The sequence below is a fragment of the Rhodococcus sp. T2V genome (assembly GCF_029269925.1).
Taxonomy (GTDB): Bacteria; Actinomycetota; Actinomycetes; order Mycobacteriales; family Mycobacteriaceae; genus Rhodococcus_F; species Rhodococcus_F koreensis.
Genome location: NZ_JARJBD010000085.1, coordinates 22,016 through 45,175 on the forward strand (window position 1 = coordinate 22,016; position 23,160 = coordinate 45,175).

Genomic DNA, 23,160 nt, shown 5'->3' on the forward strand with positions numbered 1-23,160 from the left:
GTCGACCGCATGTCCAGCACCGCAGCATACGGATCCAGCATCCTGGGGTATCCCCGCATCGGACCTCACCGCGAACTCAAGCGTGCCCTCGAGTCCTACTGGCACGGCACGGGAACGAAGGACGAACTCGTCGCCGTCGCCCGGGATCTCCAGGAGGAGACGTGGAGTGAGCTCGCCGCGACCGGTCTGACCCAGGTCCCGGGCAACACGTTCTCCTACTACGACCACGTACTCGACAACGCGCTGCTGTTCGGTGCGGTGCCCGAGCGGTTCGGTTCGCTCGAGAACCAACTCGATCCGCTGGACTTCTATTTCACGCTGGCACGGGGCAGGCCGGACTTTCCCCCGCTCGAGTTGGTGCGTTTCTTCGGCACCAACTACCACTACCGCCAGCCCGAATTGGACGAGAACACCGAGTTCTCGCTGCGGTCCGAGATCCTGCTGGACGAGTTCGAGCGGGCGAAGGCACGCGGGATCGAACTGCGTCCCGTCGTGTTGGGGCCCGTGTCGCTGCTCCTGCTGTCGAAGGTCGGTCCGACGTCGAAGCGGCACGGCTTCTCGACCCTCGACCTGCTGGACAAGCTGCTGCCGGAATACGAGCTGCTGTTCGAGCAGCTCGCGAAGGCCGGCGCCACGTGTGTCCAGCTGGACGAGCCGTCGTTCACCGAGGACCGCACGCCGGAGGAGCTGGCGGCGCTGGCCCGGGCGTACGAGAAGTTGTCGCACGCGCCGCTGCGTCCCCGCATCCTCGTCACCGGCCCGTACGGGCATCTCGGGGAGGCCCTCGCCATCCTCGCCTCCACGAAGGTCGAGGCTCTCGGTCTCGACCTCGTCAGTCATCGGCTCAGCGCCGACGACCTGGCGAGGATCCCGGGGATGAAGCGCAAGCGCATCTACGCCGGCGTGGTCGACGGCCGGAACGTGTGGCGCGTCGACCGGTACAACACGCTGACGTACCTGAACACGCTGAAGGACGTCGTGCCCGATCTGGTGGTCTCGACGTCGACGTCGTTGCTGCACGTGCCGTACGACGTGTTGTCCGAGTACGACATCCCGGGTGACGTCGCGGACCGGCTCGCGTTCGCGAAGCAGAAGGTTGGCGAGGTGGTCTCGCTGGCCAAGGCGCTGACCGAGGGCCCGTCCGACAAGTGGCGCAAGCGTCCGACGTCGGTGCACTTCAAGCTCAAGCATGCGGTGCGCGCACGGGTCAACGCGATCAAGCCGGACGACCGCATCCGGGCGCCGTACGAGGAGCGGCGGGTCGCGCAGCAGGAGCGACTGAACCTGCCACTGGTTCCTGCGACGACGCTGGGTTCGTTCCCGCAGACGGATGCCATCAGGAAGGCCCGGTACGAGCTGGGGCAGGGGCGCCTGGAGTGGGACGAGTACTACAAGGGGATCCAGGCGGAGATCGAACGCACGATCCGGTTGCAGGAGGACATCGGTCTCGACGTCCTCGTGCACGGCGAGCACGAGCGCAACGACATGGTGCAGTACTTCGCGGAGCTTCTCGAGGGGTATGCCTTCACCCACAACGGCTGGGTGCAGGCTTACGGCTCGCGGTGTACACGTCCCCCGATCCTCTACGGGGACGTGTCGCGGCCGAAGCCGATGACCGTCGAGTGGATCGCGTACGCGCAGTCGCTGACGGACAAGCCGGTCAAGGGCATGCTGACGGGTCCGGTGACGATGATCGCGCGGTCGTTCGTCCGCCAGGATCAGCCGCTGTACGAGACGGCGGACCAGTTGGCGCTGGTGATCCGTGACGAGATCGCCGACCTGGAGGCGGCGGGAATCGCGATCATCCAGGTCGACGAGCCGGCGATCCGGGAACTGCTGCCGTTGCGCGAGAACGGCCGCGAGGCGTATCTCGAGTGGGCGGTCGACGCGTTCCGTCTCGCGACGGGTGCGGCGAAGCCGGAGACTCAGATCCACACGCACCTCACGTACACGAGCCGGGCGTCGGTGGTCGACGCCATCGAACGGCTCGATGCGGACGTGACGGCGATCGTGGCGACGCGTTCCATCACGTGGGTGCTCGATGCCATCAAGGAGCGGGCGCTGACCCACGGGGTCGGTCCGGGTGTGTACGAGAGCCGGTCGGCCCGGATTCCGGACATCGACGAGTTGGACGAACTGCTCACGGAGGCGAGCGAGTCGGTCTCACTGGAACGGTTGTGGGCCAACCCGGACGGCGGGCTGAAGACTCGCCACTACTGGCAGCTCGAGCCTTCGCTGCGCAACTTGGTGGCGGCCGCGAAGCGTCTGCGCCGGCGGTCCGAGAAGGAAGAGTCCGAGGACTGATTCCTCAGGCGTGTTCGGGGTCACCGCGGCAGTGGTGGCCCCGAACGTGCGTTCGGTCGCGCAAACATGTAGGCATGTAAGCATGGTTACCGCAGCCGCATATGCAGTCACGTCCGCCGACAGCCGTTTCGAGAAGACCACCGTGCAGCGCCGCGAACTCGGACCGCTCGATGTGCTGATCGAGATCAAGTTCGCCGGCATCTGCCACTCCGACATCCACACCGCCCGTAACGAATGGGGCAGCACGCACTACCCGGTCGTGCCCGGTCACGAGATCGCGGGCGTGGTGAGCGCGGTCGGGTCCGAGGTCACGAAGCACCGGGTCGGCGACCGGGTCGGCGTCGGGTGCTTCGTCGACTCCTGCGGGGAATGCGACGCCTGCCGGGCCGGCGAGGAGCAGTACTGCGTCAACCGGGCGACCGGGACGTACAACGCCACGGGGCGTGACGGCGAGTGGACGCAGGGCGGCTACTCGACGCACATCGTGGTGACGGAACACTTCGTCCTGTCCATCCCGGACGGTCTGGAACTGGACGTCGCGGCGCCGTTGCTGTGCGCGGGCATCACGTTGTACTCACCGCTCGCCCATTGGGGCGCCGGACCGGGCAAGAAGGTCGCGGTCATCGGGATGGGCGGTCTCGGACACGTCGGCGTGAAGATCGCGCATGCGATGGGCGCCGAGGTCACCGTGCTCAGCCAGTCGCTCGGCAAGAGGGACGACGGCCTGAAATTCGGCGCCGACCACTACTACGCCACCTCGGATCCGGGCACGTTCACGCAGTTGCGCGGACAGTTCGACCTCATCGTCAACACCGTGTCGGTGAATCTCGACATCGACGCGTACATGTCCATGCTCGCGATCAACGGCACCCTCGTCGAACTGGGGTTGCCGGAGAAGCCGATCGAGGTGCGCGCGTTCAGCCTCGCCGCGAACCGCCGCAGCCTGGCCGGTTCGATGGTGGGCGGCATCGCTCAGACGCAGGAGATGCTGAACTTCTGCGCCGAACACGGAATCGGCGCCGAGATCGAGGTGATCTCCGCGGACCAGATCGACGGCGCCTACGACCGCGTGGTCGGCAGTGACGTGCGGTACCGATTCGTGATCGACACGGCAACGATCTGACCTACGTGTCACCGAGTTGATCTCGCAGCGACGCCAGGGTCTTCGCGAGCAAGCGGGACACGTGCATCTGCGAGATGCCGACGCGGTCGGCGATCTGGGTCTGGGTCATGTTGCCGAAGAACCGCAGCATGAGGACGGTCCGCTCCCGTTCGGGCAGTGACTGGAGCAGGGGTCGCAGGGTCTCGTGGTTCTCGACGTCGTCCATCGCGGCGTCGTAGTCGCCGAGCGTCTCCACCATGGACAGCTCACCTGCCCGGTCCGAGGACGTGTTGTCTACGGAGACGGTCTGGTAGGCGTTGCCGGCGAGCAGTCCCTGCGCCACCTCCTCCTGTTCGAGGTCCAGGTGCTCGGCGAGTTCGCTGACGGTGGGGGCGTGGCCGAGGCTCTGCGACAGTTCGGCGACGGCCTGACTGAGTGCGAGATGCAGTTCCTTCATCCGGCGGGGGACGCGGACGGCCCACCCGGTGTCGCGGAAATGCCGCCGGACCTCGCCCATGATGGTGGGAACAGCGAACGACACGAAGTCCGAGCCGCGCTCCACGTCGAACCGGTCCACGGAGTTGACCAGGCCGAGGCGCGCGACCTGCACCAGATCGTCGTGCGCCTCGCCGCGGCCGTCGAAGCGGCGGGCGATGTGCTCGGCCAGTGGCAGGCAGCGAGTCACGACGGCGTCGCGCAGTCTGCTGCGCCGGGGGTCGTCCTCGTCGAGGGCTGCCATCTGTTGAAACAGTGCTGTGACGTCCTGATACTCGTCCGGCCAACGGGCCGTGTGCCCCCCACTGTGAGTATGGGACGTCACAGACTCAGGCCGTTCTTCACCTTGGTGAATTCCATGGTGGTGACGAAACCCGCGGTGGAAGGGTCGGGCTCCTGTTTCAGGTCGAGCGAATCGGTGAGGGCGTTGAGGACGTGCCAGGCGAACGAACGCTCGCCGAGGGAGTCGACCGAGGTGGTGGTGCTCGACACGTCGACTCGCAAGGTGCCGTCGAGAAATTGCAGCCGGCACACCAGAAGTGCATCCGGTGTCGCGCGGACGATCAGCTGGGTACAGATCTCGTCCATGGCCAGTTTGATGTCGGCGATGGAGTCGAGGTCGAAGTCTTCGTGGATGGCAACGGTAGCTGCCAGGGCGCGCAGTACGGAGAGCTGATCGGGCGTTGCTCGCACGCGCAGTTCGACGACGGGATGTGTGTGATCCTGGTCGGGTTCGATTGTCTTGGCGATGGCCATGAGACCTCCGGGTCGGGCGTACCGTGCTGTCGGCGAGTGGTGGGTCGGCTCGCGCTGCTGAGAAGTCAGGGTAGCGATCCGGCGACACCGCAGGTGGAATACCGCAGAACAGGACCGATCAAACCAGTCCGATCAGTACGTTTGCGCGGGTAGTGTTGGCGGCACGATCAGCGTTCCTGAGGCCCTCGGCAGGGTCATGATGGTCACGGGAGACGAGTGAGTGGGATGCCTGACGAGATTCACCTGCACACGTTGACGAGTGACGTCGATGCCGACGCGGTCACCGTCTCGCTCGACTCCGTGCTCGAATTGCTCGAGCCCGAGGACGAGTTCGAGGTCGCGCTGAACAGAGTGTGCCGTCGGATCGTGTCGACGTTCCCGGGTGCGGCGATGGCCGGGGTCACCGTTCTCCGGGCGACCGGTCCGATGACGGCGGCGGCGACCTCGGACGACGTCGTGGCACTCGAGGAGTTGCAGTACCGCTTCGACGAGGGTCCCGCGCTCGACGCGGTGCGCTCCCGCGAACCGGTGCGTGCCGACCGCGCCGCCGCGTACGAGAGGTGGCCGGCGTACGCCGCGAGTTCCGAACCGGCAGGCATCCACAGCTATCTGTCCGTGCCGCTGCCCGGCCCGGAGCAGTCGGCGGCACTGAATCTGTACGGACTGTTGCCGCACGCCTTCCACCGGATGGACGAGTCGGTGCTCGAGTTGCACGTCGAGGCGGCATCGGTCGCGGTGCGCAACGCGCGACGGTACGGCGAGGCGAGAAATCTGATCGAGCAACTTCGTATCGCACTTCGTTCCCGTTCCGTCATCGACCAGGCGAAGGGAATCGTGATGGCGTTGCGGGGTCTCGACGCCGAGACCGCATTCGACGTCCTCGTCACCCGTTCGCAGCGCGAGAACGTCAAACTTCGGGTGGTCGCAGAACGTGTCGTGGCGGCTGTTTCTGCCCGCACAACCGTGCATAACGGTTTGTAAACGCTCACCAGGGCAAATGAGGGCCCCAGTATCTGTTATTTCCTTGTGACACATCACAGGCGGGAGTAGTCTCGAACCGAGGTTGAACACACAGCCGATGTCGGGAAGCGCTGCCGTAGCAGACAGTGTCATGTGTCCGAGGTCGGGTCTGTCTGCAGGTGCTCCGCTTCCCCTCTCAATGTTCGAGATGGGGTGAGCCATGTCTGTTGGTCAAGGGGTCCCAGAACCTGAAATGGCGTGTTCGGGCACGGAGTTCGGTACCACGTACAAGCCGAGAGTAACGCTCGCGGCCGTCGGTTCCGCTCCGACACGCTGTGCGAGCGCGGAATTCACTTCCGAGCGACTCGGTTCCGGGGTGATGTTGGTAGGGGTGCGAGGCGAGATCGACCTGTTCAGTGCACCGGGGTTCCGTGATTACGTGTGCACGCGGATCTCGCCGGAGGGGCAGTTCATCCTCGACATGTCGAAGGTGGACTTCATCGGAACCGCGGGTCTGTCGGTGCTCGACATCGTTCACGAGACGAACGTCCGGGACGGGCGGACGTGGGCGATGATCTGTGGCCGGCCGGTCTACCGGCTGCTCAGGGCGGCGGGCCAGGAGTCGAGCTTCCCCTGCTTCGCGTCCGTGGACAGCGCCCTCGGGGCCTGGCACGGCCGTACGGCGTAACCGGCCGAGCCGGCGCCCGAGTTCAGTGGGCGCCGGATCGACTCGTGCGCGGAGGGGCCGACACGCAGCGGCCGTAGGCGCGGAGGGTGTCGGTGGCGACCCGGTCCCACGAGTAGCGGGCGCGGGCGCGATCGCAGCCTGCCATGCCGTATCCCGTGCGCAGGGCGTCGTCGTCGAAGATCTGTCGCAGGGCCTCGGCCAGGCGGACCGGGTTGCGCGGGGAGATCAGGCGTCCGGTGATGCCGTCGACCACCGTGTCGCGCATGCCGCCGACGGCGGACGCGACCACCGGGGTGCCGCAGGCCATCGCCTCGAGCGGCACCATGCCGAACGGCTCGTACCACGGGGTGCACACGACGGCGTCCGCCGAGCGCAGCAACGCGGGCATGGCGTTTCGCGGCACCCGCCCCACGATCCGTACCCGGTTGCGCACCTTCGTCTCACGGGCCAGCGTCAGCAGTCTGGACGCTTCGGGGTCGTCGGCGACGTCGTCGGCGGCCGGTCCGCCCGCGATGACGAGTTCGGTGTCGGGGAAGTGGGTGAGCGCCTCGATGGCAGTGTCGAAGCCCTTGCTCGGCGCCAGCCTGCCGACCATGACGAGGCGGTGGCGTTTGCCCTTCTCGTCGGCGCGGCCGTCGGGCGTGAACTCCTTGACGTCGACGCCGGACGGAACGACGGACGTGCGCGAGCGGGGCAGGCCGAGGTGGGAGAGTTCGAAGACCTCGTCCGTGCATGTCGCCACCACACGGGTGGCGCCGCGGGCGATCAACTGCTCCAGGTGAATTCGGTTGTGGGTGCTCGACGTGTCCGCGTGCTCGAACCGTTGCTCGACCACTCCCAGTGCGTGGAACGTCTGGACCACCGGAATGCCGAGTGTGCGGGCCGCGAGTTGCGTCGCGATCCCGGACATCCAGTAGTGGGCGTGGACGATGTCGGGCCGCTCGGCCTCCCATTCGGCCTTCAGGAAGCTGCCGAATGCCCCCATCAGCGGCAGGATCTCGGCCTCCGGCATCGGCCGTGCGGGGCCGACCGGAACGTGCACGACGGTGTACCCGCGCGCGGTTGTGACCCGTACCGGGGCGTCCTCGCTCTCCGCCCGCGTGTAGACCGTGACGTCGTGGCCCTCCCTCGTGAGGGCCGCCGACAGTTCGGCGAGATGAATGCTCTGCTCCCCGACTTCGGCGCCGTCCGACACGTCGAGGGGACTGGCGTTGGCGGAGACCATCGAAATCCGTAATCGTCTCGAGGTGCCGACGGCGGTCGTTCTCATCGGCTGCCCGCCGCACACGGGAGGTCTGGGTTCGCGATGAATGGCCGTCATGCCACGGGGATTCCCGAAGTTCGGGTTTGTAAACCGACCGACTCGCATTCGGTCACGGGACGGGTGACACGAACCGGCCGGTGTTGCGTTCTAGTACCACCGGCGCCTGCCGCCGACCGCACGCCCGGTCGCGCCGAGAATCCACAGGACCGCACCGATCACCACGAGGATGATGCCGATGGTCCAGAGCCAGTTGATGCCGGCCAGCCATCCGATCAGGAGCAAGATCAGTCCGAGCACGATCATGACGTTCCTCGATTCTTCATCCCACCGAAGTGAGGGGCGAGTCCGCTCGCGGACCCTCCCGCACCTCGTCGACCCCTGCGCCCATTGCGTAGGTCAGATGCCCGCCGAGCGCGCCGCCGATGCCGATCGCGAGGAGTCCCGCGGTGCTCGTGGCGACAGCGCGTCCGTCCGTCCCGTGTCTGCGGCGCAGGTAGGACGCGAGCATGGCCACGACACCGATGGCATTGGCCTCGGCGTGGATCAGTCCGACGCGGCGCTGAACAGTGTCGCGGTCGGCCCAGTCCGCCCAGCCGGTCATCAGCGTCGGGGGAGTGGCGAGTAGTCCCAGGGCGATCAGCCTGCGTGCGCCGACGTGATCGCGAAATGCCAGATCGAAAACGCTCGCGCCGACCCACGCCCCGATGGGAATGCTGACGAGAACGGGATGCACGGGGTGCCCGAGCCAGGACCCGCGCAACAACGGGCCCGCGTCGGAGGAACCGAGCGCCCCCTGGATCCGCTGCTGCAGAAACCGGCTGCCGCCGTCGAGGAATCCGGCGGCCTCCGCTTTCCGGAACACGCTCTCGAGGTTCATGGCATTCGATTACCCACCGCGGCTCGAAGAAAACCGGTCCGCCTTGTCGTCGGTGCAGGTCGGGCGTAGCGTCGGGACCACGTTCTCGAAGGTGAGGTGAGTGCAATGAAACTCAATCTCTTCGCAGCTTGGGTCAGCTTCGCACTGGTTCTGCTCTCGGTGGTCTGTCTCGGCGGGTTCCTCGTCGCCGCGGGATCCGGGCAGGGTGGCTGGGCGGTGATCTCCGGGTCTCTGTGCGTCGTCGCACTGGCCGGAGCGATGGCGCTGTACGGCGGAACCGTGCGCCACGACCACAGGTTGCATCACGAAACGCCGCACCTGTTCTGACTGCGGCACTTCCGGTCGGCGTCAGGATTCCGCGAGCCGCCGCTTCTCCGCGTCGATGTCGAAAGTGGCGGGCGGCCAATCGAGGTCGAGCTTCTCGAGGGCGTCGATCAGCAATTCGGTGACCGCGAGCCGGCTGTACCACTTGCGGTCGCACGGAACCACGTGCCACGGCGCGTAGTCGGTCGACGTCAGGTCGAGCATTGCCTGATACGCGTCCTGGTACGCCGGCCACAGCAGGCGCTCGTCGACGTCCGACGGGTTGTACTTCCAATATTTGTCGCGGCGTTCCAGACGCTCGCGCAACCGCGACTTCTGCTCGTCGAGTGACACGAACATCGCGACCTTGACCAGGGTCGTGCCGTTTGCGACGAGTTCCTTCTCGAATTGATTGATCTCGTCGTAGCGGCCGCTCCAGACTGCCTCGGGCACGAGATCGTGAACCCGGACCACCAGCACGTCCTCGTAATGTGACCGGTCGAACACGCCGAGTTGCCCGCCGCGGGGGACGGCCTTGCCGATCCGCCACAGGAAGTGGTGACGCTTCTCCTCGGGAGTGGGAACACCGAACGAGGCGTGATCGACCCCCTGCGGGTCCACGTGCCCGATGACGTGGCGGACCATCCCGCCCTTGCCCGCGGTGTCCATGCCCTGGAGCACGAGGAGCACCGACCGCCGGTCGCCGGATCGTCCGTTGGCGTAGAGCTTCTCCTGCAGGGCGGACAGCACCGCGCCGCGTTCCTCGAACAGCTGGACGCCGTCCGACTTGTCGCCGACGAATCCGGGTGTGCTCCCGCAGTCGAGTTCGGCGATCCGCCGACCCGGGTGTGCCCGTAGGGCCTCGGTTGCCGGCGTCTTCCAGAATCCGGGTGCGTTCTCTGCCATGTGCAGACAGTGCCACAGAAGCGTTACATGGAGGTGTGGGCGGCGAGGTGCATCAGTGCCGTGTCCTGGTGATCGGGACCGGGTTCTCCGGTCTGGGCACGGCCATCCAGCTACGCAAGCGTGGGCGCGACGACTTCATCCTGCTGGAGAAGGCGCGGGAGGTCGGCGGCACGTGGCGGGAGAACACGTACCCGGGCTGTGCGTGTGACGTGCCCTCGCACCTGTACTCCTTCTCGTTCGAGCCGAATGCGGACTGGACGCAGATGTGGTCGGGGCAGGCGGAGATCTTCGACTATCTGCGCGGACTGGCCGACAAGTACGATCTGCGGCGCAACATTCATTTCGGCCGCACGATGACGGGCGGCTACTGGGACGCCGAACACCGCCGCTGGCACATCCACACCGAGTCGGGTGACGAGTACGCCGCCCAATTCGTGGTGTCCGGGATCGGCTCCCTGCACATCCCGAACGTCCCGGATCTGCCGGGAGCCGGCACGTTCGAGGGCACCGCGTTTCATTCGGCGCGGTGGAACCACGACTACGACCTGCGGGGCAAGAAGGTCGCGGTGATCGGCACGGGTGCCAGCGCTATCCAGTTCGTTCCCGAAATCGTGGGCGACGTCGCCGAGTTGCAGTTGTATCAGCGGACGCCGCCCTGGGTGATCCCGGGCTTGAACTTCCGTATCCCGCAGAAGGCGCGGCGCCTGTTCGGCCGGGTCCCGCTTGCACGATGGATGGCGCGTGCCGCCGTCTACTGGACTTACGAATCGCTCGCGCTCGGGTTCAACGGGCACTTCCGCCTGATGAAGCCGATCGAGAGCGCGGCGCGGGGGAATCTGAACAGGACCGTCACCGATCCCGAACTCCGCCGCAAGCTCACCCCGTCCTACGTCATCGGCTGCAAGAGGATCCTCGGGTCGGACAGGTACTACCCGGCGCTGATCTCACCGAGGTCGGTCGTGATCACCGAGGGCATCGCGGAGATCCGGCCGCACGGCATCGTCGCGGGGGACGGGACGGAGCGGGACGTGGACGCGATCATCTACGCCACCGGATTCCACGTCACGGACGGCTTCGAGAGCATCGCACTCACCGGGGTCGACGGCAGGCGCCTCGCCGACGAATGGCAGGAGCACGGGATCCGCACCCACCTCGGTATCACCGTCGCGGGTTACCCCAACGCGTTCTTCCTCCTCGGCCCCAACACCGGGCTCGGTCACAACTCGGTGGTGTTCATGATCGAGTCGCAGATTCGCTACGCCCTCCGGCTGATGGATCTCGTCGACCGGCGCGGGGCTGACGCTGCGGTCGTCCGGCCTGCGGTGCAGAGCAGGTTCAACGCAGACATTCAGCGGAAGCTGTCGAAGGGCGTGTGGTCCCGCGGCGGATGCGTGAGCTGGTATCTGGACTCGCACGGCGTCAACCGCGCGATCTGGCCGGGCTCGACCGTGCGTTACTGGCGGCAGACGCGGGATGTCGATCCGGCAGACTTCGAGTTCACACCCGGCTGAAGGGCGGCGGGGTCACTCCGTCGACGAGATGGCTTCCCCAGAGGTCCACTCCGGTGATCCGGGCGGTGGCCGTGCCTTCCGGGCTGGTGATCCGGAGTTCCGTGCCTGCGGCCAGGTCTGCGTCCGCGCCGAGTGCGTCCGTCAGGGTGCGGACGCGGCCGTGCCAGACGTACCGACCGCTGATGGGTTCGAAGTTTCCCGCCAACTGGACCTGCACGGTCACGGCCGGACGGTCGCCTACGACGACGTCGGCGGGGCCGCGGTAGCCCTCTTCTTCTTCCTCGTGTTCGTTCACACGGGCAAGTTTACCTGTAACTGCGAGTTACACAAGAATTGACCGACGCCTAGTCGGTCGCGTCGGCAGGCGGCAGCAGCGGGTGCGGGATCGCATTGAAGCGGGCGGGCGAGCCGTTGACCGCGGCGATGCCCGTGACGCCACCCCAGGTCATCATCGTGAGGTAGTTGATCAGGTCCTCGACCGACATCGACCGGTTGGAGATCCACCAGTGGGTGGCCAGTTGCACACCGCCGACGATTCCGTACGCCCAGGGAACTGCGCCGCCGGAGTCCATCTCCATCTGCCGCAGCCGCTCGCCGAGAACGGTGGAGAGCACCTCTGCGATCATCCGTTCCGAGTCGGCGACCGTCTCGCGGCCGGGGCCGGAACCGTTGGCCATGATGTAGAGGTAGACATCCGGATCCGACGCCACCGTCTCCACGTATGCGGTGATCGTGGCGCGGGTCAACTCGAAGTCGTCGAGGTCTCCGCCGATGGCCTCGTAGATCCGGGGGGCGAGCGTGGTCTCCACGTACCGCGCCATGGTCGCGTTCGTCAGGTCGCTCTTGTCCGCGAAATAGCGGTACAGGACGGTCTTGGAGACGCCGATCTCGGACGCGATCTCGTCCATGCCGATGTCCCGTCCACGCAGGCGGATGGCGGCGATCGTTCCGTCGACGAGTTCTTCTCTGCGCGCGATCTTGTGCTCACGCCAGCGGCGCTTGCGCCCATCGGGCTTTGCCGCCTTGTCCAGCTTCGTCATCGACTCGGTCACCTGCTCGGGATCCTTCACGCCGTCGTTCGCCACTGACTCTCTTCACATCCGTTTCGTGTCGCGATCTCCTGTCAGCTTAGTGCGCGGGTCTTGTCTCACGGCACAACGCCGTCTGTGCGGGCGCGCGTCCCGCGGCTGGGCGACCGCCCCCGCGTCGACCTTGGGCACAATGGCGTCTGTGGATCAATTGAGCCTTTCCGCCTTCGACGACGATGCGAAGCGTCGCGATCTTCGCAAGATGAAGGCTGTCGCGACGGGCTTCCTCGTCTTCGCCACCGTGGTCTACCTCCTGTGCCGGTGGCAGGAATCGCGGGGCGCGGGGGCGTGGGTCGGCTACGTGCGGGCCGCGTCGGAGGCAGGCATGGTCGGCGCGCTGGCCGATTGGTTCGCGGTGACGGCCCTGTTCCGGCATCCGCTGGGGTTGCCGATCCCGCACACCGCGATCATCAAGCGCAAGAAGGATCAGCTGGGGGCGAGCCTCAGCAGCTTCGTCGGCCAGAACTTCCTGGCCCCCGAGGTGGTGTCCGCCAAGGTGGAGGCCGCGGAGATCCCGCTCCGGCTGGGCACGTGGATGGCGCAGCCGAAGCATGCCGCGCGGGTCGCCGCCGAGACGGCCACCATCCTGCGCGGCTTCGTCGAGATCCTGCGCGACGAGGACGTGCAGCAGATCATCGACAGCACGCTGGTGCGCCGGCTGGCCGAGCCCCAGTGGGGGCCGCCGATCGGACGGGTGCTCGGCGAACTGCTGCGAGAGAACCGGCAGTTGCCGATCCTGGATCTGCTCGCCGAGCGGGCGCACCAGTGGGCGCTCGGGAGTCAGGAGACCATCGACCGGATCGTCAGCCGCGATTCGCCCGCGTGGTCGCCCAAGTTCGTCGACGCCATGCTCGGCGAGAAGATCCACCGGGAACTCGTCGAATTCACCTGGAAGGTGCGGTCCAACCCGGAGCACGAGGTGCGGCAGGCGGCCAACCGCTTCCTCGTCGACTTCGCCGACGACCTGCAGAACGATCCCGCGACCATGGAGAAGGCCGAGAAGATCAAGGCCGAGATCATGGGACGCGAGGAGGTGACCGGCCTCGCCGCGGCGACGTGGAAGGTCGCCAAGCGCCTGATCATGGAGTCCGTCGACGACCCGGACAGCACGCTGCGCACGAAGGTCGCGGAGAACGTCGTGCGATTCGGCGAGAGGCTGCGCGACGACCACGAGCTGCGGACCAAGGTCGACGGGTGGGTGCTCGCAGGCACGCGCTACGTCGTGGTCCACTACACCGACGAGATCACCGCGATCATCTCCGACACCGTCGAGCGCTGGGACGCCGAGGAGGCGTCCAAGAAGATCGAGCTCCAGGTGGGCCGCGATCTCCAGTTCATCCGTATCAACGGCACCGTGGTCGGTGCGATCGCGGGCCTGCTGATCTACACGTTCTCGACGTTGCTGTTCGGCTGACGTCCCGCGGAACCGCCCGCTAGCTGGGTGCTAACAGAGTGCTTGCAATTGCTAGCACCCTGCTTTAGGCTTGGTGCTGCCCAGCAACACGGAGGATTGATGGCCAGCGATGACCGCGATGCGGCCGGTGCAGGAGATCTGGCAGCTCGCGTAGTCAGCAACGCCGCTCACGACATCGGAGGTTTCATTCGTGCCCAGCGCGAAGCAGCCCAGGTGTCGATGCGGCAGTTGGCGCAGCTGGCCGGTGTCAGTAATCCGTATCTGAGTCAGATCGAACGTGGGTTGCGCAAGCCCTCGGCCGAGGTGCTTGGGCAGATAGCCAAGGGTCTCCGGGTCTCGTCGGAGGTCCTGTACGTCCAGGCGGGTTACCTCGAGCAGCGGCCACACGGTCCCCTCCGTGACGCTCTGCTCGCGGATACGGCCATAACCGAGCGGCAGAAGCAGGTGCTGCTCGAGATCTACGAGTCGTTCTGTCGTGAGAACGAATCGGCGGAAGCGGCCGAATCCCGGACGCCCGAGCTTCGGACAGAAGAACACCAGCGTTCTGATTCCCAGACGCCGGAACCAGAACCCCCCACCGTTGAAGAGGAGAAAGCCGATGACTGACCAGAAGACCATCGACAGCGTCAAGACCTCGCTGTATGCGGCCGTAGGTGCCGGAGACGTCGTGGTGCAGGCCGTGGCCGACGTCGTCGCCCAGGTCCGCTCGCGCGCCGAGTCCACCCAGGGTGACGTCGAAGAGCGTGTCGGCGGCGCCAAGGAGCGCTTCGCCGGACTGCAGGAAGAGGTCACCGAGGGTGTCGAGAACCTTCGCGACCGCCTCGCCGGGCTGCCGTCCGAGCTGCCCGAGGAACTCGCCGAGCTGCGTGAGAAGTTCACCGCCGACGAGCTGCGCAAGGTCGCCGAGGCCTACCTGAAGGTCGCATCCGATCTGTACACGTCGCTCGCGGAGCGCGGCGAGGACACCGTCGAGCGCATCCGCAAGCAGCCCGTCGTCGAGGAGGGCATCGGCCGCGCCGAGACCGCCTTCGGTGACGCAGTCGAGCTGACCGAGGAAGCTCTCGGCACCGTGGCCCGCCAGACGCGCGCCGTGGGCGAGCAGGCCGCGAAGCTCGCGGGCCGCGCTTCGGGTCGCATCTCCGACACCGCCGAGGGACTCGGCGAGGCCATCGCCGACGCCGGCGACGAGGCTGCCCTGAAGGTTCTCGACCTGGGCGACCAGGCCGAGGAAGCGTCGAAGGGCGCTGCCGATCGCGTCACCGCCACCGCGGCCGACGTCCATGCCCGCGCCGACCAGGCGGCCCCGGCCAAGCATGCGGCCGCTCCCGCGAAGAAGGCTGCTCCCGCTCCGGCCAAGGCTGCGGCAACCCCGGCTCCGGCCAAGAAGGCCGCCGCTCCGGCCAAGAAGGCTGCTCCGGTCAAGAAGGCTTGATCCTTCACGCTTTTCGGCCCCCGCACGTTCGGTGCGGGGGCCGTTTGCGTGTCCACCTCGTAGGATGGGGCTGTGATTCAAGTTGACGGCGTCGTCTCGGTGATCTTGTTGGTGATTCGCATCGTCGCTCTGGGTGGTGCTGCGTACGCGCTGTTCCACGCGGCCCGCCAGCGCAAGGATGCGTTCACCGCCGTGGACAAATTGAGTAAACCGATCTGGCTGAGCATTCTCGCGGTCGCGTTTCTCGTCCTCCTGCTGTTCCCGGCCGTGCAGTTGTTCGGCATCGTCGCGGTCGTCGCGGTGTGCGTCTATCTCGTGGACGTGCGCCCCCGTGTCGACGACGTGCAGCGCGGACCTCGCTGGTAGGCATTCCGGCCGGACCGTTACCGCTCCTCCTCACGGCTCCGCGAAGGTCGGGGCCTTTCGCGCCCTGACGATGACAATGGACATTGTGACAATGCTATGGTGGTGTACGGCTACCGGGGGAGCTGACATGTCCGCGAAGGAATACCGGATCGACGACCTCGCACGCGAGGCGCGGGTGAGCGTGCGCAACGTGCGCGTCTACCAGGACCGCGGACTGCTCCCGCCGCCGCGGAAGCAGGGGCGCACGGGGTGGTACAACGACTCGCACCTCGCGCGGCTGCACCTGATCGGACGGATGCTCGATCGCGGCTACACATTCGCGACCATCAGCGAACTGCTCACCGCCGCGCACTACGGACTCCAGGTCAAGGACGTTCTGGAGACCGACGACCCGGGCAGCCGCTGGAAGAAGCGCAGGCGGGCGGCACGCCTGACGATCGCCGAGCTGAAACGCATGTTCGGGGCGCAGACCACCGAGGCCAACATCGCCCGCGGCACCGAACTCGGTGTGCTCGTTCCCGCCGGGGACGACTATTCGGTCGACGATCCGCGACTGATCGAGGCGGCGCAGGTCCTCGTCGACGCAGGCATCCCGCTCGAGGACGTCCTCGAGCAGACCGCGGCGGTGCGACGCGATCTCTCGGACGTCGCCGCGCGGTTCGTTGCCGTCGTCGCCGACCGCTACCTCGCCGCCGAGGGGGAGCCGCTCGAACTCGACGAGGCGAAGGTCTCGGCAATCGCGCGCCTCGTCGACCAGATGCGTCCCCTCGCACACGACGCCGTCCAGTCGCTGTTCGAAGAGGCGATGGAGGAGCAGATCTCCCGGGCGCTCGAGCGGGCGGCCCGGCAACTCGGCGAGATGGCGGGGCCGGCGTCGGGCACAGACACCAACAGAGCAAGTTAGACAGGACAGGGGCAGGAATGACCAGCAGTTCGCGCACCATCGCCGTCCGGGCGCTCGCAGGCGCAGCCGGGGTCGGCGCCGTCGTCGCCGCGGCAGCGGCGATCCGTCACAAGCGCGCTACCCGCGGGTTGACGTTGTCGACCGAGGTGGCCCCGAACGAATTGCTGCGCACCCCGGATCTGCGCCCGGACGTGACGGAGATCCTCACCGACGACGGAGCGACGCTGTACGTGCGCGCCTACGGTCCGGTGGACGGCGATCCCATTGTGCTGAGCCATGGTTGGACGTGTTCGACCGAGTACTGGTACCCGCAGGTGAATGCGCTCGCCGAGGAGTACCGCGTCATCACCTACGACCAGCGTGGGCACGGCCGTAGCTCGGTCGGCTCGCTTCCGCTCGGTCCCGACGTCCTCGCCGACGACCTGTCGGAGGTGCTGAAGGCGACGGTGCGTGAAGGCAAGAAGGCCGTGCTCGTGGGTCACAGCATGGGTGGCATGAGCATCATGGCGTGGGCGGGGCGGCACCCCGGCGAGGTGAAGAAGTATGCGTCTGCGGTCCTGCTCGCGAGCACCGCCTGCGACCGGCTCGTCGCCGAGACCACCGTCATCCCGTTGCCGAATCGTTTTCCGCGCGTTCCGGTTCCGGTCGGTCGCGCCGTCCTGAGCACGCCGGTCCCGTTGGTGTCTTCGCCGGTGATGACGCGCGCGCTGCAGTACGTGTCGATGTCGCCGAACGCTTCTCGCGCCGAGGTCCAGTTCTGCGAGAACATCGTCCGGGACTGCAAGCCACGTATCCGCGGCGGCTGGGGTGCTGCGCTCAGCGGCCTCGACATCCACGAGGCACTCGACCACCTCGCGGTTCCGACGACGGTGCTCGTCGGTTCCATGGACCGGTTGACCCCACCCGTCCATGCCCGCAAGCTCGCTCGCGTCCTGGACGAGGCCGGTCACCTCGAGCGGCTGATCGTCCTGCCGGGCGTCGGCCACATGAGTTCCGTCGAGAGCATCGATGAGTTCGACAAGGAGATCGTGCGGCTGCGCAACCTCTGACCTTTCGGCTGCCCCGCAGTCGGTCGGGCCCACACGCCGGTGGCGGGTGGGCCCGATTTTTTTGTGGCGGTGTGAGGCTTGACACACCGACAACAATACATCTAACGTAATTTGTATCACTGTAAAACGCGACGCGGTCCAGCGATCCACCGATCCGGTCATCAGGCGATAGGAGCTCACGTTGGCTCATGTAGTTACGCAATCCTGCTGCAACGACGCGAGTTGCGTCGCGGTGTGCCCAGTCGATTGCATCCATCCCACTCCGAACGAGCCCGGCTACGGCAGGGCGGAGATGCTGTACATCGATCCGGTCGGCTGCATCGACTGCGGCGCATGCATCGACGCGTGCCCGGTCGACGCGATCGTTCCCGACTACGACCTGACTCCGGAAACCGCGCGCTACGAGGAGATCAATGCGGCGTTCTACGCGGACCGGGATCAGCCCGTCCCCGTACCCGAACGTCCCGTTGCCGAGGCTGCCCGGGTGTCCGAACGCGCACTGCTGCGGGTGGCGATCGTCGGTTCCGGGCCGTCCGGCTGCTACGCGGCCGAGAATCTGTTGTCCCGGATCGGTCCCGCCGTGGAAATCTCCTTCTTCGAGAAGCTTGCGACACCGTTCGGGCTGATCCGATTCGGTGTCGCACCGGACCATCAGGGGACCAAGGCGGTCGCCTCCCTCTTCCAGAAGACGGCGTCGCGGAAGAACGTGGACTTCTACCTCAACGTCGAGGTCGGCACGCACCTGGCTCACGACGACCTGCTCGCGCATCACGATGCGGTGATCTACGCGGTCGGCGCCCCCGCCGACTGCTCGCTGGGGATTCCCGGTGAGGACCTGCCCGGAAGCCACTCGGCAACGGAATTCGTGGCGTGGTACAACGGTCACCCCGACCACGCGCACCGCACGTTCGATCTGTCCGGCGAGCGCGCCGTGATCATCGGCAACGGCAATGTGGCGTTGGACGTGGCCCGAGTGCTCGTCGCCGGCACCGCCGAGCTGACGAAGACCGATATCGCCCCGCACGCATTGGAAGCGTTGTCGGAGAGCAGGATCAGAGAAGTGGTCGTCGTCGGCCGGAGAGGTCCGGCGCAAGCGGCGTACACGAATCCGGAGTTGCTCGCGCTCGGCCACCTCCCTGGCGTGACTGTCGCGGTACGGCCCGAGGAGGTGGCGCGGGAGGCAGATGGGCGGACCGACTCGATCGAGGCGATGAAAGCCAGGATCGTCGCAGAGTTCGCCGCCGCCCCGCACACTCCGGGGCATAGGCGTATTGCGTTGCGCTACTTACTTTCTCCGGTATCGGTTCTGGGAGACGGCCGGGTAGAGGGGATCCGCCTGGTCCGCAACGAGCTGGTCCGGGATGCGGACGGCCATTCCAGGGCGGCTCCGACAAGTGTCGTCGAGGACGTCGACTGTGGTCTGGTCCTGCGGTCGGTGGGGTACCGGGGGATCCCCGTCGCGGGAATCCCCGTCTCGGGTGCACGATCCACGATGCTGAACGACGGAGGTCGTGTGCTGGAACCGAATTCGGGCAGTCCGATGCCCGGTGTGTACACCGTCGGGTGGATCAAGAGAGGTCCCTCCGGCGTCATCGGTACCAACAAGGCGTGCGCCGCCGAAACTGTCGACAAACTCGTCGACGACTTTCACTCCGGTCGATTGGCGGCTCCCGCGGGTGGCCGGCAGGACCTCCGCCGGCTGGTTGCGGATCGGCGTCCCGAGCGCATCGACTACGACGGATGGAAAGCGATCGACGCGCACGAGCGGCGACTCGGCAGGGAATCGGGCCGGCCGCGCGTGAAGCTGGTGAACACCGCCTCGATGATTGAAATCGCCTCGAGTGCATCTATTTCCGGCTGATATCACCCTGATGCGCGCCGGCTCGACGCGCGTCGAAGAAAGTGATTGACGTCTCATCGCCTAACGGTATAAGGTTTAATTGGATCGGAGATGCGGCCCGCACCCGATCCACTCGACCGGCGACAGCCCCGCCGTCGAGGATCGGAACAGTCTCGCCGCCCGACTTCGCCGGACGATGTCCCATGCACCGCAAGTCTCCGGCATCTGACGAATCATCACAGAGGAGTTCACATGAAACTTCAGGACAAAGTCGCCGTCATCACCGGAGGTGGATCCGGGCTCGGGCGCCAGGGTGCGCAGTTGTTCGCATCGGAAGGTGCGAAGGTGGCGGTCGTCGACATCGACGGCGACCGAGCCGAACAGACCGCGAAACTGGTTGAACAGCAAGGTGGAACGGCGATCGCCATCACCGCCGACGTGAGTGACGAGGCCGCCGTCTACCGCAGCGTCGAGACCACCGTCGAGCAGTTCGGCAAGCTCGACATCATGTGGGCCAACGCGGGTGTCGTCTCCCGCGGCGGTGTCCCGTCGGTGGCGGGCGGCGAACACGTGGAGTTCCAGGATCTCACGGATGCCGACTGGCAGCACGTTCTCGGAGTCAACCTCAGCGGCGTCGTGTACTCCTGTAAGGCTGCTGTACCTGCGATGCGGGCCAACGGCGGCGGCACCATCCTCGCGACGTCGTCCGCGGCTTCGTTCGCCGCCTATCACAGCATCGCGATGTACTCGGCGACGAAAGCCGGTGTCAACGGCCTGGTTCGCGGACTCAGCCTGGATCTCGGACGCTACGGCATCCGCGTCAACGCCCTCGCCCCCACACACGGGATGTCGCCGAACTTCCTGATGGGCCCGGGCACCCCGGTGATCGGCCAGTCCTACGAGGAGACCGCGGGACCGTGGGATCCGGGCGTCTCGCCGATTCCGCTCAAGCTCCAGCGTCCGCCGTCGCTCGTGGACAACGCGAAGGTCGCACTCTTCCTCGTGTCGGACGACTCCGCATATATTTCCGGTCTGACGCTGCCCGCGACGGACGGCGGCACACTGTCACGAGTCGCGATGATGTTCGAAGAGGACACACCGACTCCCACGCTTCCCGTCGACTGAGCGGAGCGTCCGTCGATGACCATTCATGCGCAGAACCGTGCGCTGTCGTTGAAGGTCGACCGATCCGCCTGTGCGGGCCACGGCCTCTGCTACGGCGCGCAACCCGAGATAGTCGACAGCGACGACCAGGGCTACCCCATCGTCGTGGCCGAACCGGTTCCCGAGAAACTCCGAGACCAACTGGGTGCCCTCCTCGAGATGTGCCCCGAACGCGCGCTGAGCGTCGAACCCCCGAATTCGGAAGGCTGAGAAGCAGTGACGACCACCCAACTACCCGAGAACCTCATCGTGGACTTCGACGTCTACGACCAGACGTTGGCGATGCCCGAGGACGTGTTCCAGGAACGCGCGGCGGCGCTGCGGGCCATCGGCCCCGTCGTGTATTCGAAGGCGCACGGCGGTCACTGGATCGTGACGCGCTACGAGGAGATCCACCAGGTCCTGCGTGATCCGGAGACCTTCTCCAGCTACCCGAACAATCTCGTGAACGCGGGCCAGGGGAAGTTCATCCCGATCGAGCTGGACCCGCCGGAGCACACGTTCTACCGGCAGGCGCTGCAACCGCTGTTCAGTCCCAAGCGGATGAAGGAACTCGAGCCCCAGATCCGGGACGTCATCAACGAGCTCATCGACGACTTCGCGGCACGCGGTGAAGCCGAGTTCATCTCGGAGTTCGCCCACGAGCTGCCGACGCGGGTGTTCCTGGCCCTGATGGGCTGGCCCCTCGAAGACGCCGAGATGTTCACCAAGACGACGGACGTCGCACTGCAGGGCATTCCCGGTGGAACGGAGGAAGAATCCGCCAAGGCCCGCGAGGATGCGGCCAACCAGATCTTCGGCTACTTCGGTGCCATCGTCGCCGGAGTGCGGTCCGGTGAGAACACCTCGGACAGTCTGACCGCGCAGATCATCAACACCCCGATCGAGATGGAGGACGGGGTACGGCTGCTCACCGACGAAGAGCTGTATCGTATGTTCTTCCTCCTGCTCATTGCGGGCCTGCACACGGTCCAGGGTTCACTGGCGTGGGGAATCATCCACCTGGCGAACAATCCGGGGCAGCGACAGGAGATCGTGGACGATCCCGACACCATCCCGGCGGCCGTCGAGGAGATTCTGAGGATCGAGGCTGCGGTGATCGCGGGCCGGCGAGCGACCCGCGACGTCGAGATCGGCGGCGTCACGATCGCGGAGGGGGAACAGCTCATCGTGCTGCTCTGCTCGGCGAATCGCGACGGCGACGAGTTCGAGGATCCGGACGAGCTGAGGATCGACCGCTCGCCCAACCGTCACCTCTCGTTCGGTGCCGGTCCTCATCGGTGCATCGGGTCTCACCTGGCACGAATCGAGCTCAAGCTGGCCATGGAGGAGATTCACCAGCGGTTGCCCGATTACCGACTGGTTCCGGAGGATCCGCCGATCCTGCACGCCACCCAGGTTCGCGGCTGCATCCGGCTCCCGATCACCTTCACTCCGTCGGCCTGAGGCCGGGCGGACGTCCGAGGCAGTTGTCCGTGGTCCTGTGGGACTTCGGGCAGCTGCCTCGCTCTTTTGGTGTAATGGAGTGGACGTGGCCCCCCGGTATGCAACAACTTACGTGTATTGTCATTTGTATCGCGACTGGTCGGGTGACTGGTCGGAAGTGACGGTGTCTGGAGCGAGGATGGCAAGAAGGAAGACCGCCGGTGTGCTGAGCCAGGACGCCGATGTCGCACGGTCTCAGATACTCGTGGCAGCCCAGACGATGATTCTTCGTTTCGGGATCTCGAAGACCACCATGGAGGACATTGCCAAGGAGGCGGGGGTCTCTCGCCCGACCGTCTACCGGTATTTCCAGGACCGCGAGACGCTCACCACCGAGTTGATCAGGTGGCGATCGCGTCAGACGCTCGAACGTGGCCGCAAGTTCCTGATGGAGTGTGCGACGTTCGAGGACAGGCTGATCGAGGGCCTCATCTACCTGGTGTACGACGGGATCAATGATCCGATCGTGCGCATCCTCGTCAGCCCCGAACACGTCGGCGGCGAGTCGTGGCTCGAGACGATCCCCCTCGCAACGAGTCTGACCACCGAACTGTGGGGGCCGATCTTCGACGACGCCAAGGCAGGTGGCGAGATGAGGTCGGATATAGACACCGACGAGGCGTGCTCCTGGATCACGCTCGTGCAGCTGATGCTCGCTCCGAGACTGGATAATTCGGATCCTGCCGATCCCTCGCACCGGCAGATGATGAGGCAATTCGTCCTGCCGGCCTTCCTGCCCTAGTCGCCCGCGTCCGAGAGAAGCCGTGTCCCCGAGGGGGCACGGCTTCTTTTGTGCATTCGCCCGGTAAATCTAATGTCCTTAAGTATGCTGGTCGACGGTTCCCGTGCCTGGTCACGGCCGAATCGGTCGGGAATGCCTATGCCGGCGCGTGTTTCGCAGGTGAGCCATTTCGCTTCCTGCTCTTGCCTGGACGGTCAAAAGCCGTATAACGTATTACGTGCGACGTAATTTGTATCACAGCTGGCGTCGTGAACTCGCCGTCCATCGCCCGCGATTCGATGAAAAATGCTGCAAACAAGCTGTATTCGACGTGCGCGGCGGGACGGCTGTGGGTTCCGGTCCGAGGTCGCAAGTGCCCTGCAACATCCGAGGCGCGTTCGACGCCTGAATACACGGAGGTAATGGTGGGAGTCGAGGTATCCGTCGAGGGACTGACCAAGTCCTTCGGCTCGCAAAGGATCTGGCAGGACGTCACGTTGACCCTTCCGGCCGGTGAGGTCAGTGCGTTGC

The 23,160-nt window shown here is 66.1% G+C and carries 25 protein-coding genes and 1 pseudogene; 18 read left to right on the forward strand and 8 right to left on the reverse strand.

All coding sequences use genetic code 11. The features are described 5' to 3' along the window. The first annotated feature begins 9 nt into the window (after positions 1 to 9). Complete coding sequence (gene metE, locus P3H15_RS41805) at positions 10 to 2,304, forward strand: 5-methyltetrahydropteroyltriglutamate--homocysteine S-methyltransferase (protein ID WP_276142657.1); 2,295 nt, start codon at positions 10 to 12, stop codon at positions 2,302 to 2,304. An 82-nt stretch (positions 2,305 to 2,386) separates the two neighbouring features. Continuing rightward, a complete protein-coding gene (locus P3H15_RS41810) occupies positions 2,387 to 3,427 on the forward strand; it encodes an NAD(P)-dependent alcohol dehydrogenase (RefSeq protein WP_276142658.1) in 1,041 nt (346 codons plus the stop codon). Between the two features lies 1 nt (position 3,428). Here P3H15_RS41810 and P3H15_RS41815 read toward each other — a convergent pair whose 3' ends face one another. Together P3H15_RS41815 and P3H15_RS41820 are read right to left on the reverse strand one after the other, a co-directional pair. Beyond that, positions 3,429 to 4,226: an RNA polymerase sigma factor SigF gene (locus tag P3H15_RS41815; protein WP_276142659.1), complete on the reverse strand. Its 798-nt coding sequence runs from the start codon at positions 4,224 to 4,226 to the stop codon at positions 3,429 to 3,431. Beyond that, positions 4,223 to 4,657: an anti-sigma factor gene (locus P3H15_RS41820; RefSeq protein ID WP_072939637.1), complete on the reverse strand. Its 435-nt coding sequence runs from the start codon at positions 4,655 to 4,657 to the stop codon at positions 4,223 to 4,225. Before P3H15_RS41820 ends, P3H15_RS41815 begins: the two co-directional genes overlap by 4 nt. Before the next feature lie 225 nt (positions 4,658 to 4,882). Between P3H15_RS41820 and P3H15_RS41825 the strand changes: the two genes are divergently transcribed. Then, a complete protein-coding gene (locus P3H15_RS41825) occupies positions 4,883 to 5,638 on the forward strand; it encodes a GAF and ANTAR domain-containing protein (RefSeq protein ID WP_276142660.1) in 756 nt (251 codons plus the stop codon). A gap of 358 nt (positions 5,639 to 5,996) precedes the next feature. After that, a complete protein-coding gene (locus tag P3H15_RS41830; RefSeq protein ID WP_276142661.1) occupies positions 5,997 to 6,305 on the forward strand; it encodes an STAS domain-containing protein in 309 nt (102 codons plus the stop codon). 22 nt (positions 6,306 to 6,327) lie between these two features. On the opposite strand, the gene P3H15_RS41835 is transcribed toward P3H15_RS41830, so the two are convergent. The 3 genes from P3H15_RS41835 to P3H15_RS41845 all read right to left on the reverse strand — a co-directional run bounded on the left by P3H15_RS41835 (position 6,328) and on the right by P3H15_RS41845 (position 8,446). Next, entirely contained in the window at positions 6,328 to 7,530 is a 1,203-nt protein-coding gene (locus P3H15_RS41835; RefSeq protein ID WP_276142662.1) for a glycosyltransferase, read from the reverse strand. 186 nt (positions 7,531 to 7,716) lie between these two features. Beyond that, entirely contained in the window at positions 7,717 to 7,872 is a 156-nt protein-coding gene (locus tag P3H15_RS41840) for a DUF6131 family protein (protein ID WP_095862504.1), read from the reverse strand. A gap of 16 nt (positions 7,873 to 7,888) precedes the next feature. Then, positions 7,889 to 8,446 (reverse strand): DUF2231 domain-containing protein, encoded by a 558-nt coding sequence (locus P3H15_RS41845; RefSeq protein ID WP_276142663.1) that lies wholly within the window; start codon positions 8,444 to 8,446, stop codon positions 7,889 to 7,891. A gap of 105 nt (positions 8,447 to 8,551) precedes the next feature. Here P3H15_RS41845 and P3H15_RS41850 point away from each other — a divergent pair, with 105 nt between their 5' ends. Continuing rightward, positions 8,552 to 8,773 (forward strand): hypothetical protein, encoded by a 222-nt coding sequence (locus P3H15_RS41850; protein ID WP_025433155.1) that lies wholly within the window; start codon positions 8,552 to 8,554, stop codon positions 8,771 to 8,773. 21 nt (positions 8,774 to 8,794) lie between these two features. On the opposite strand, the gene P3H15_RS41855 is transcribed toward P3H15_RS41850, so the two are convergent. Next, complete coding sequence (locus tag P3H15_RS41855; RefSeq protein WP_276142664.1) at positions 8,795 to 9,655, reverse strand: polyphosphate kinase 2 family protein; 861 nt, start codon at positions 9,653 to 9,655, stop codon at positions 8,795 to 8,797. A 35-nt stretch (positions 9,656 to 9,690) separates the two neighbouring features. On the opposite strand from P3H15_RS41855, the gene P3H15_RS41860 reads away from it, so the two are divergent. Beyond that, positions 9,691 to 11,166: an NAD(P)/FAD-dependent oxidoreductase gene (locus P3H15_RS41860; RefSeq protein ID WP_276142665.1), complete on the forward strand. Its 1,476-nt coding sequence runs from the start codon at positions 9,691 to 9,693 to the stop codon at positions 11,164 to 11,166. Here the strand turns inward: P3H15_RS41860 and P3H15_RS41865 are convergent. After that, positions 11,153 to 11,461 (reverse strand): DUF4873 domain-containing protein, encoded by a 309-nt coding sequence (locus P3H15_RS41865; RefSeq protein ID WP_276142666.1) that lies wholly within the window; start codon positions 11,459 to 11,461, stop codon positions 11,153 to 11,155. The two genes, P3H15_RS41860 and P3H15_RS41865, sit on opposite strands and share 14 nt — an antisense overlap. 49 nt (positions 11,462 to 11,510) lie before the next feature. Beyond that, entirely contained in the window at positions 11,511 to 12,206 is a 696-nt protein-coding gene (locus tag P3H15_RS41870; protein ID WP_063721440.1) for a TetR/AcrR family transcriptional regulator, read from the reverse strand. Between the two features lie 190 nt (positions 12,207 to 12,396). On the opposite strand from P3H15_RS41870, the gene P3H15_RS41875 reads away from it, so the two are divergent. From P3H15_RS41875 to P3H15_RS41930, 12 genes and pseudogenes are all read left to right on the forward strand, one after another. Then, complete coding sequence (locus tag P3H15_RS41875) at positions 12,397 to 13,668, forward strand: DUF445 domain-containing protein (protein ID WP_276142667.1); 1,272 nt, start codon at positions 12,397 to 12,399, stop codon at positions 13,666 to 13,668. Positions 13,669 to 13,767: 99 nt separating this feature from the next. Continuing rightward, positions 13,768 to 14,274 carry a helix-turn-helix domain-containing protein gene (locus tag P3H15_RS41880; protein ID WP_276142668.1) on the forward strand — a complete coding sequence of 169 codons (507 nt, stop codon included), beginning with the start codon at positions 13,768 to 13,770 and terminating at the stop codon, positions 14,272 to 14,274. After that, positions 14,267 to 15,100, forward strand: coding sequence for a major lipid droplet protein TadA (gene tadA, locus P3H15_RS41885; protein WP_276142669.1), 834 nt, complete (start codon positions 14,267 to 14,269; stop codon positions 15,098 to 15,100). Before P3H15_RS41880 ends, tadA begins: the two co-directional genes overlap by 8 nt. Before the next feature lie 72 nt (positions 15,101 to 15,172). Then, the gene (locus P3H15_RS41890) at positions 15,173 to 15,466 is read left to right on the forward strand and encodes a DUF2516 family protein (protein ID WP_005251878.1); all 294 of its coding nucleotides are present in this window, start codon (positions 15,173 to 15,175) and stop codon (positions 15,464 to 15,466) included. 127 nt (positions 15,467 to 15,593) lie between these two features. Beyond that, complete coding sequence (locus P3H15_RS41895; protein ID WP_276142670.1) at positions 15,594 to 16,370, forward strand: MerR family transcriptional regulator; 777 nt, start codon at positions 15,594 to 15,596, stop codon at positions 16,368 to 16,370. Between the two features lie 17 nt (positions 16,371 to 16,387). After that, positions 16,388 to 17,419, forward strand: coding sequence for an alpha/beta fold hydrolase (locus P3H15_RS41900; RefSeq protein WP_276142671.1), 1,032 nt, complete (start codon positions 16,388 to 16,390; stop codon positions 17,417 to 17,419). Between the two features lie 181 nt (positions 17,420 to 17,600). Beyond that, positions 17,601 to 19,280: an FAD-dependent oxidoreductase gene (locus tag P3H15_RS41905; protein WP_276142672.1), complete on the forward strand. Its 1,680-nt coding sequence runs from the start codon at positions 17,601 to 17,603 to the stop codon at positions 19,278 to 19,280. A gap of 231 nt (positions 19,281 to 19,511) precedes the next feature. Then, positions 19,512 to 20,384: an SDR family NAD(P)-dependent oxidoreductase gene (locus P3H15_RS41910; protein WP_012689023.1), complete on the forward strand. Its 873-nt coding sequence runs from the start codon at positions 19,512 to 19,514 to the stop codon at positions 20,382 to 20,384. Between the two features lie 15 nt (positions 20,385 to 20,399). Further along, positions 20,400 to 20,633 (forward strand): ferredoxin, encoded by a 234-nt coding sequence (locus P3H15_RS41915; RefSeq protein ID WP_276142673.1) that lies wholly within the window; start codon positions 20,400 to 20,402, stop codon positions 20,631 to 20,633. Positions 20,634 to 20,639: 6 nt separating this feature from the next. Further along, positions 20,640 to 21,869 carry a cytochrome P450 gene (locus P3H15_RS41920; RefSeq protein WP_172651485.1) on the forward strand — a complete coding sequence of 410 codons (1,230 nt, stop codon included), beginning with the start codon at positions 20,640 to 20,642 and terminating at the stop codon, positions 21,867 to 21,869. Positions 21,870 to 22,047: 178 nt separating this feature from the next. Then, the gene (locus P3H15_RS41925; RefSeq protein WP_072939675.1) at positions 22,048 to 22,650 is read left to right on the forward strand and encodes a TetR/AcrR family transcriptional regulator; all 603 of its coding nucleotides are present in this window, start codon (positions 22,048 to 22,050) and stop codon (positions 22,648 to 22,650) included. A gap of 401 nt (positions 22,651 to 23,051) precedes the next feature. Beyond that, positions 23,052 to 23,160 (forward strand): annotated as a pseudogene (locus P3H15_RS41930) (ABC transporter ATP-binding protein); the annotation flags it as partial.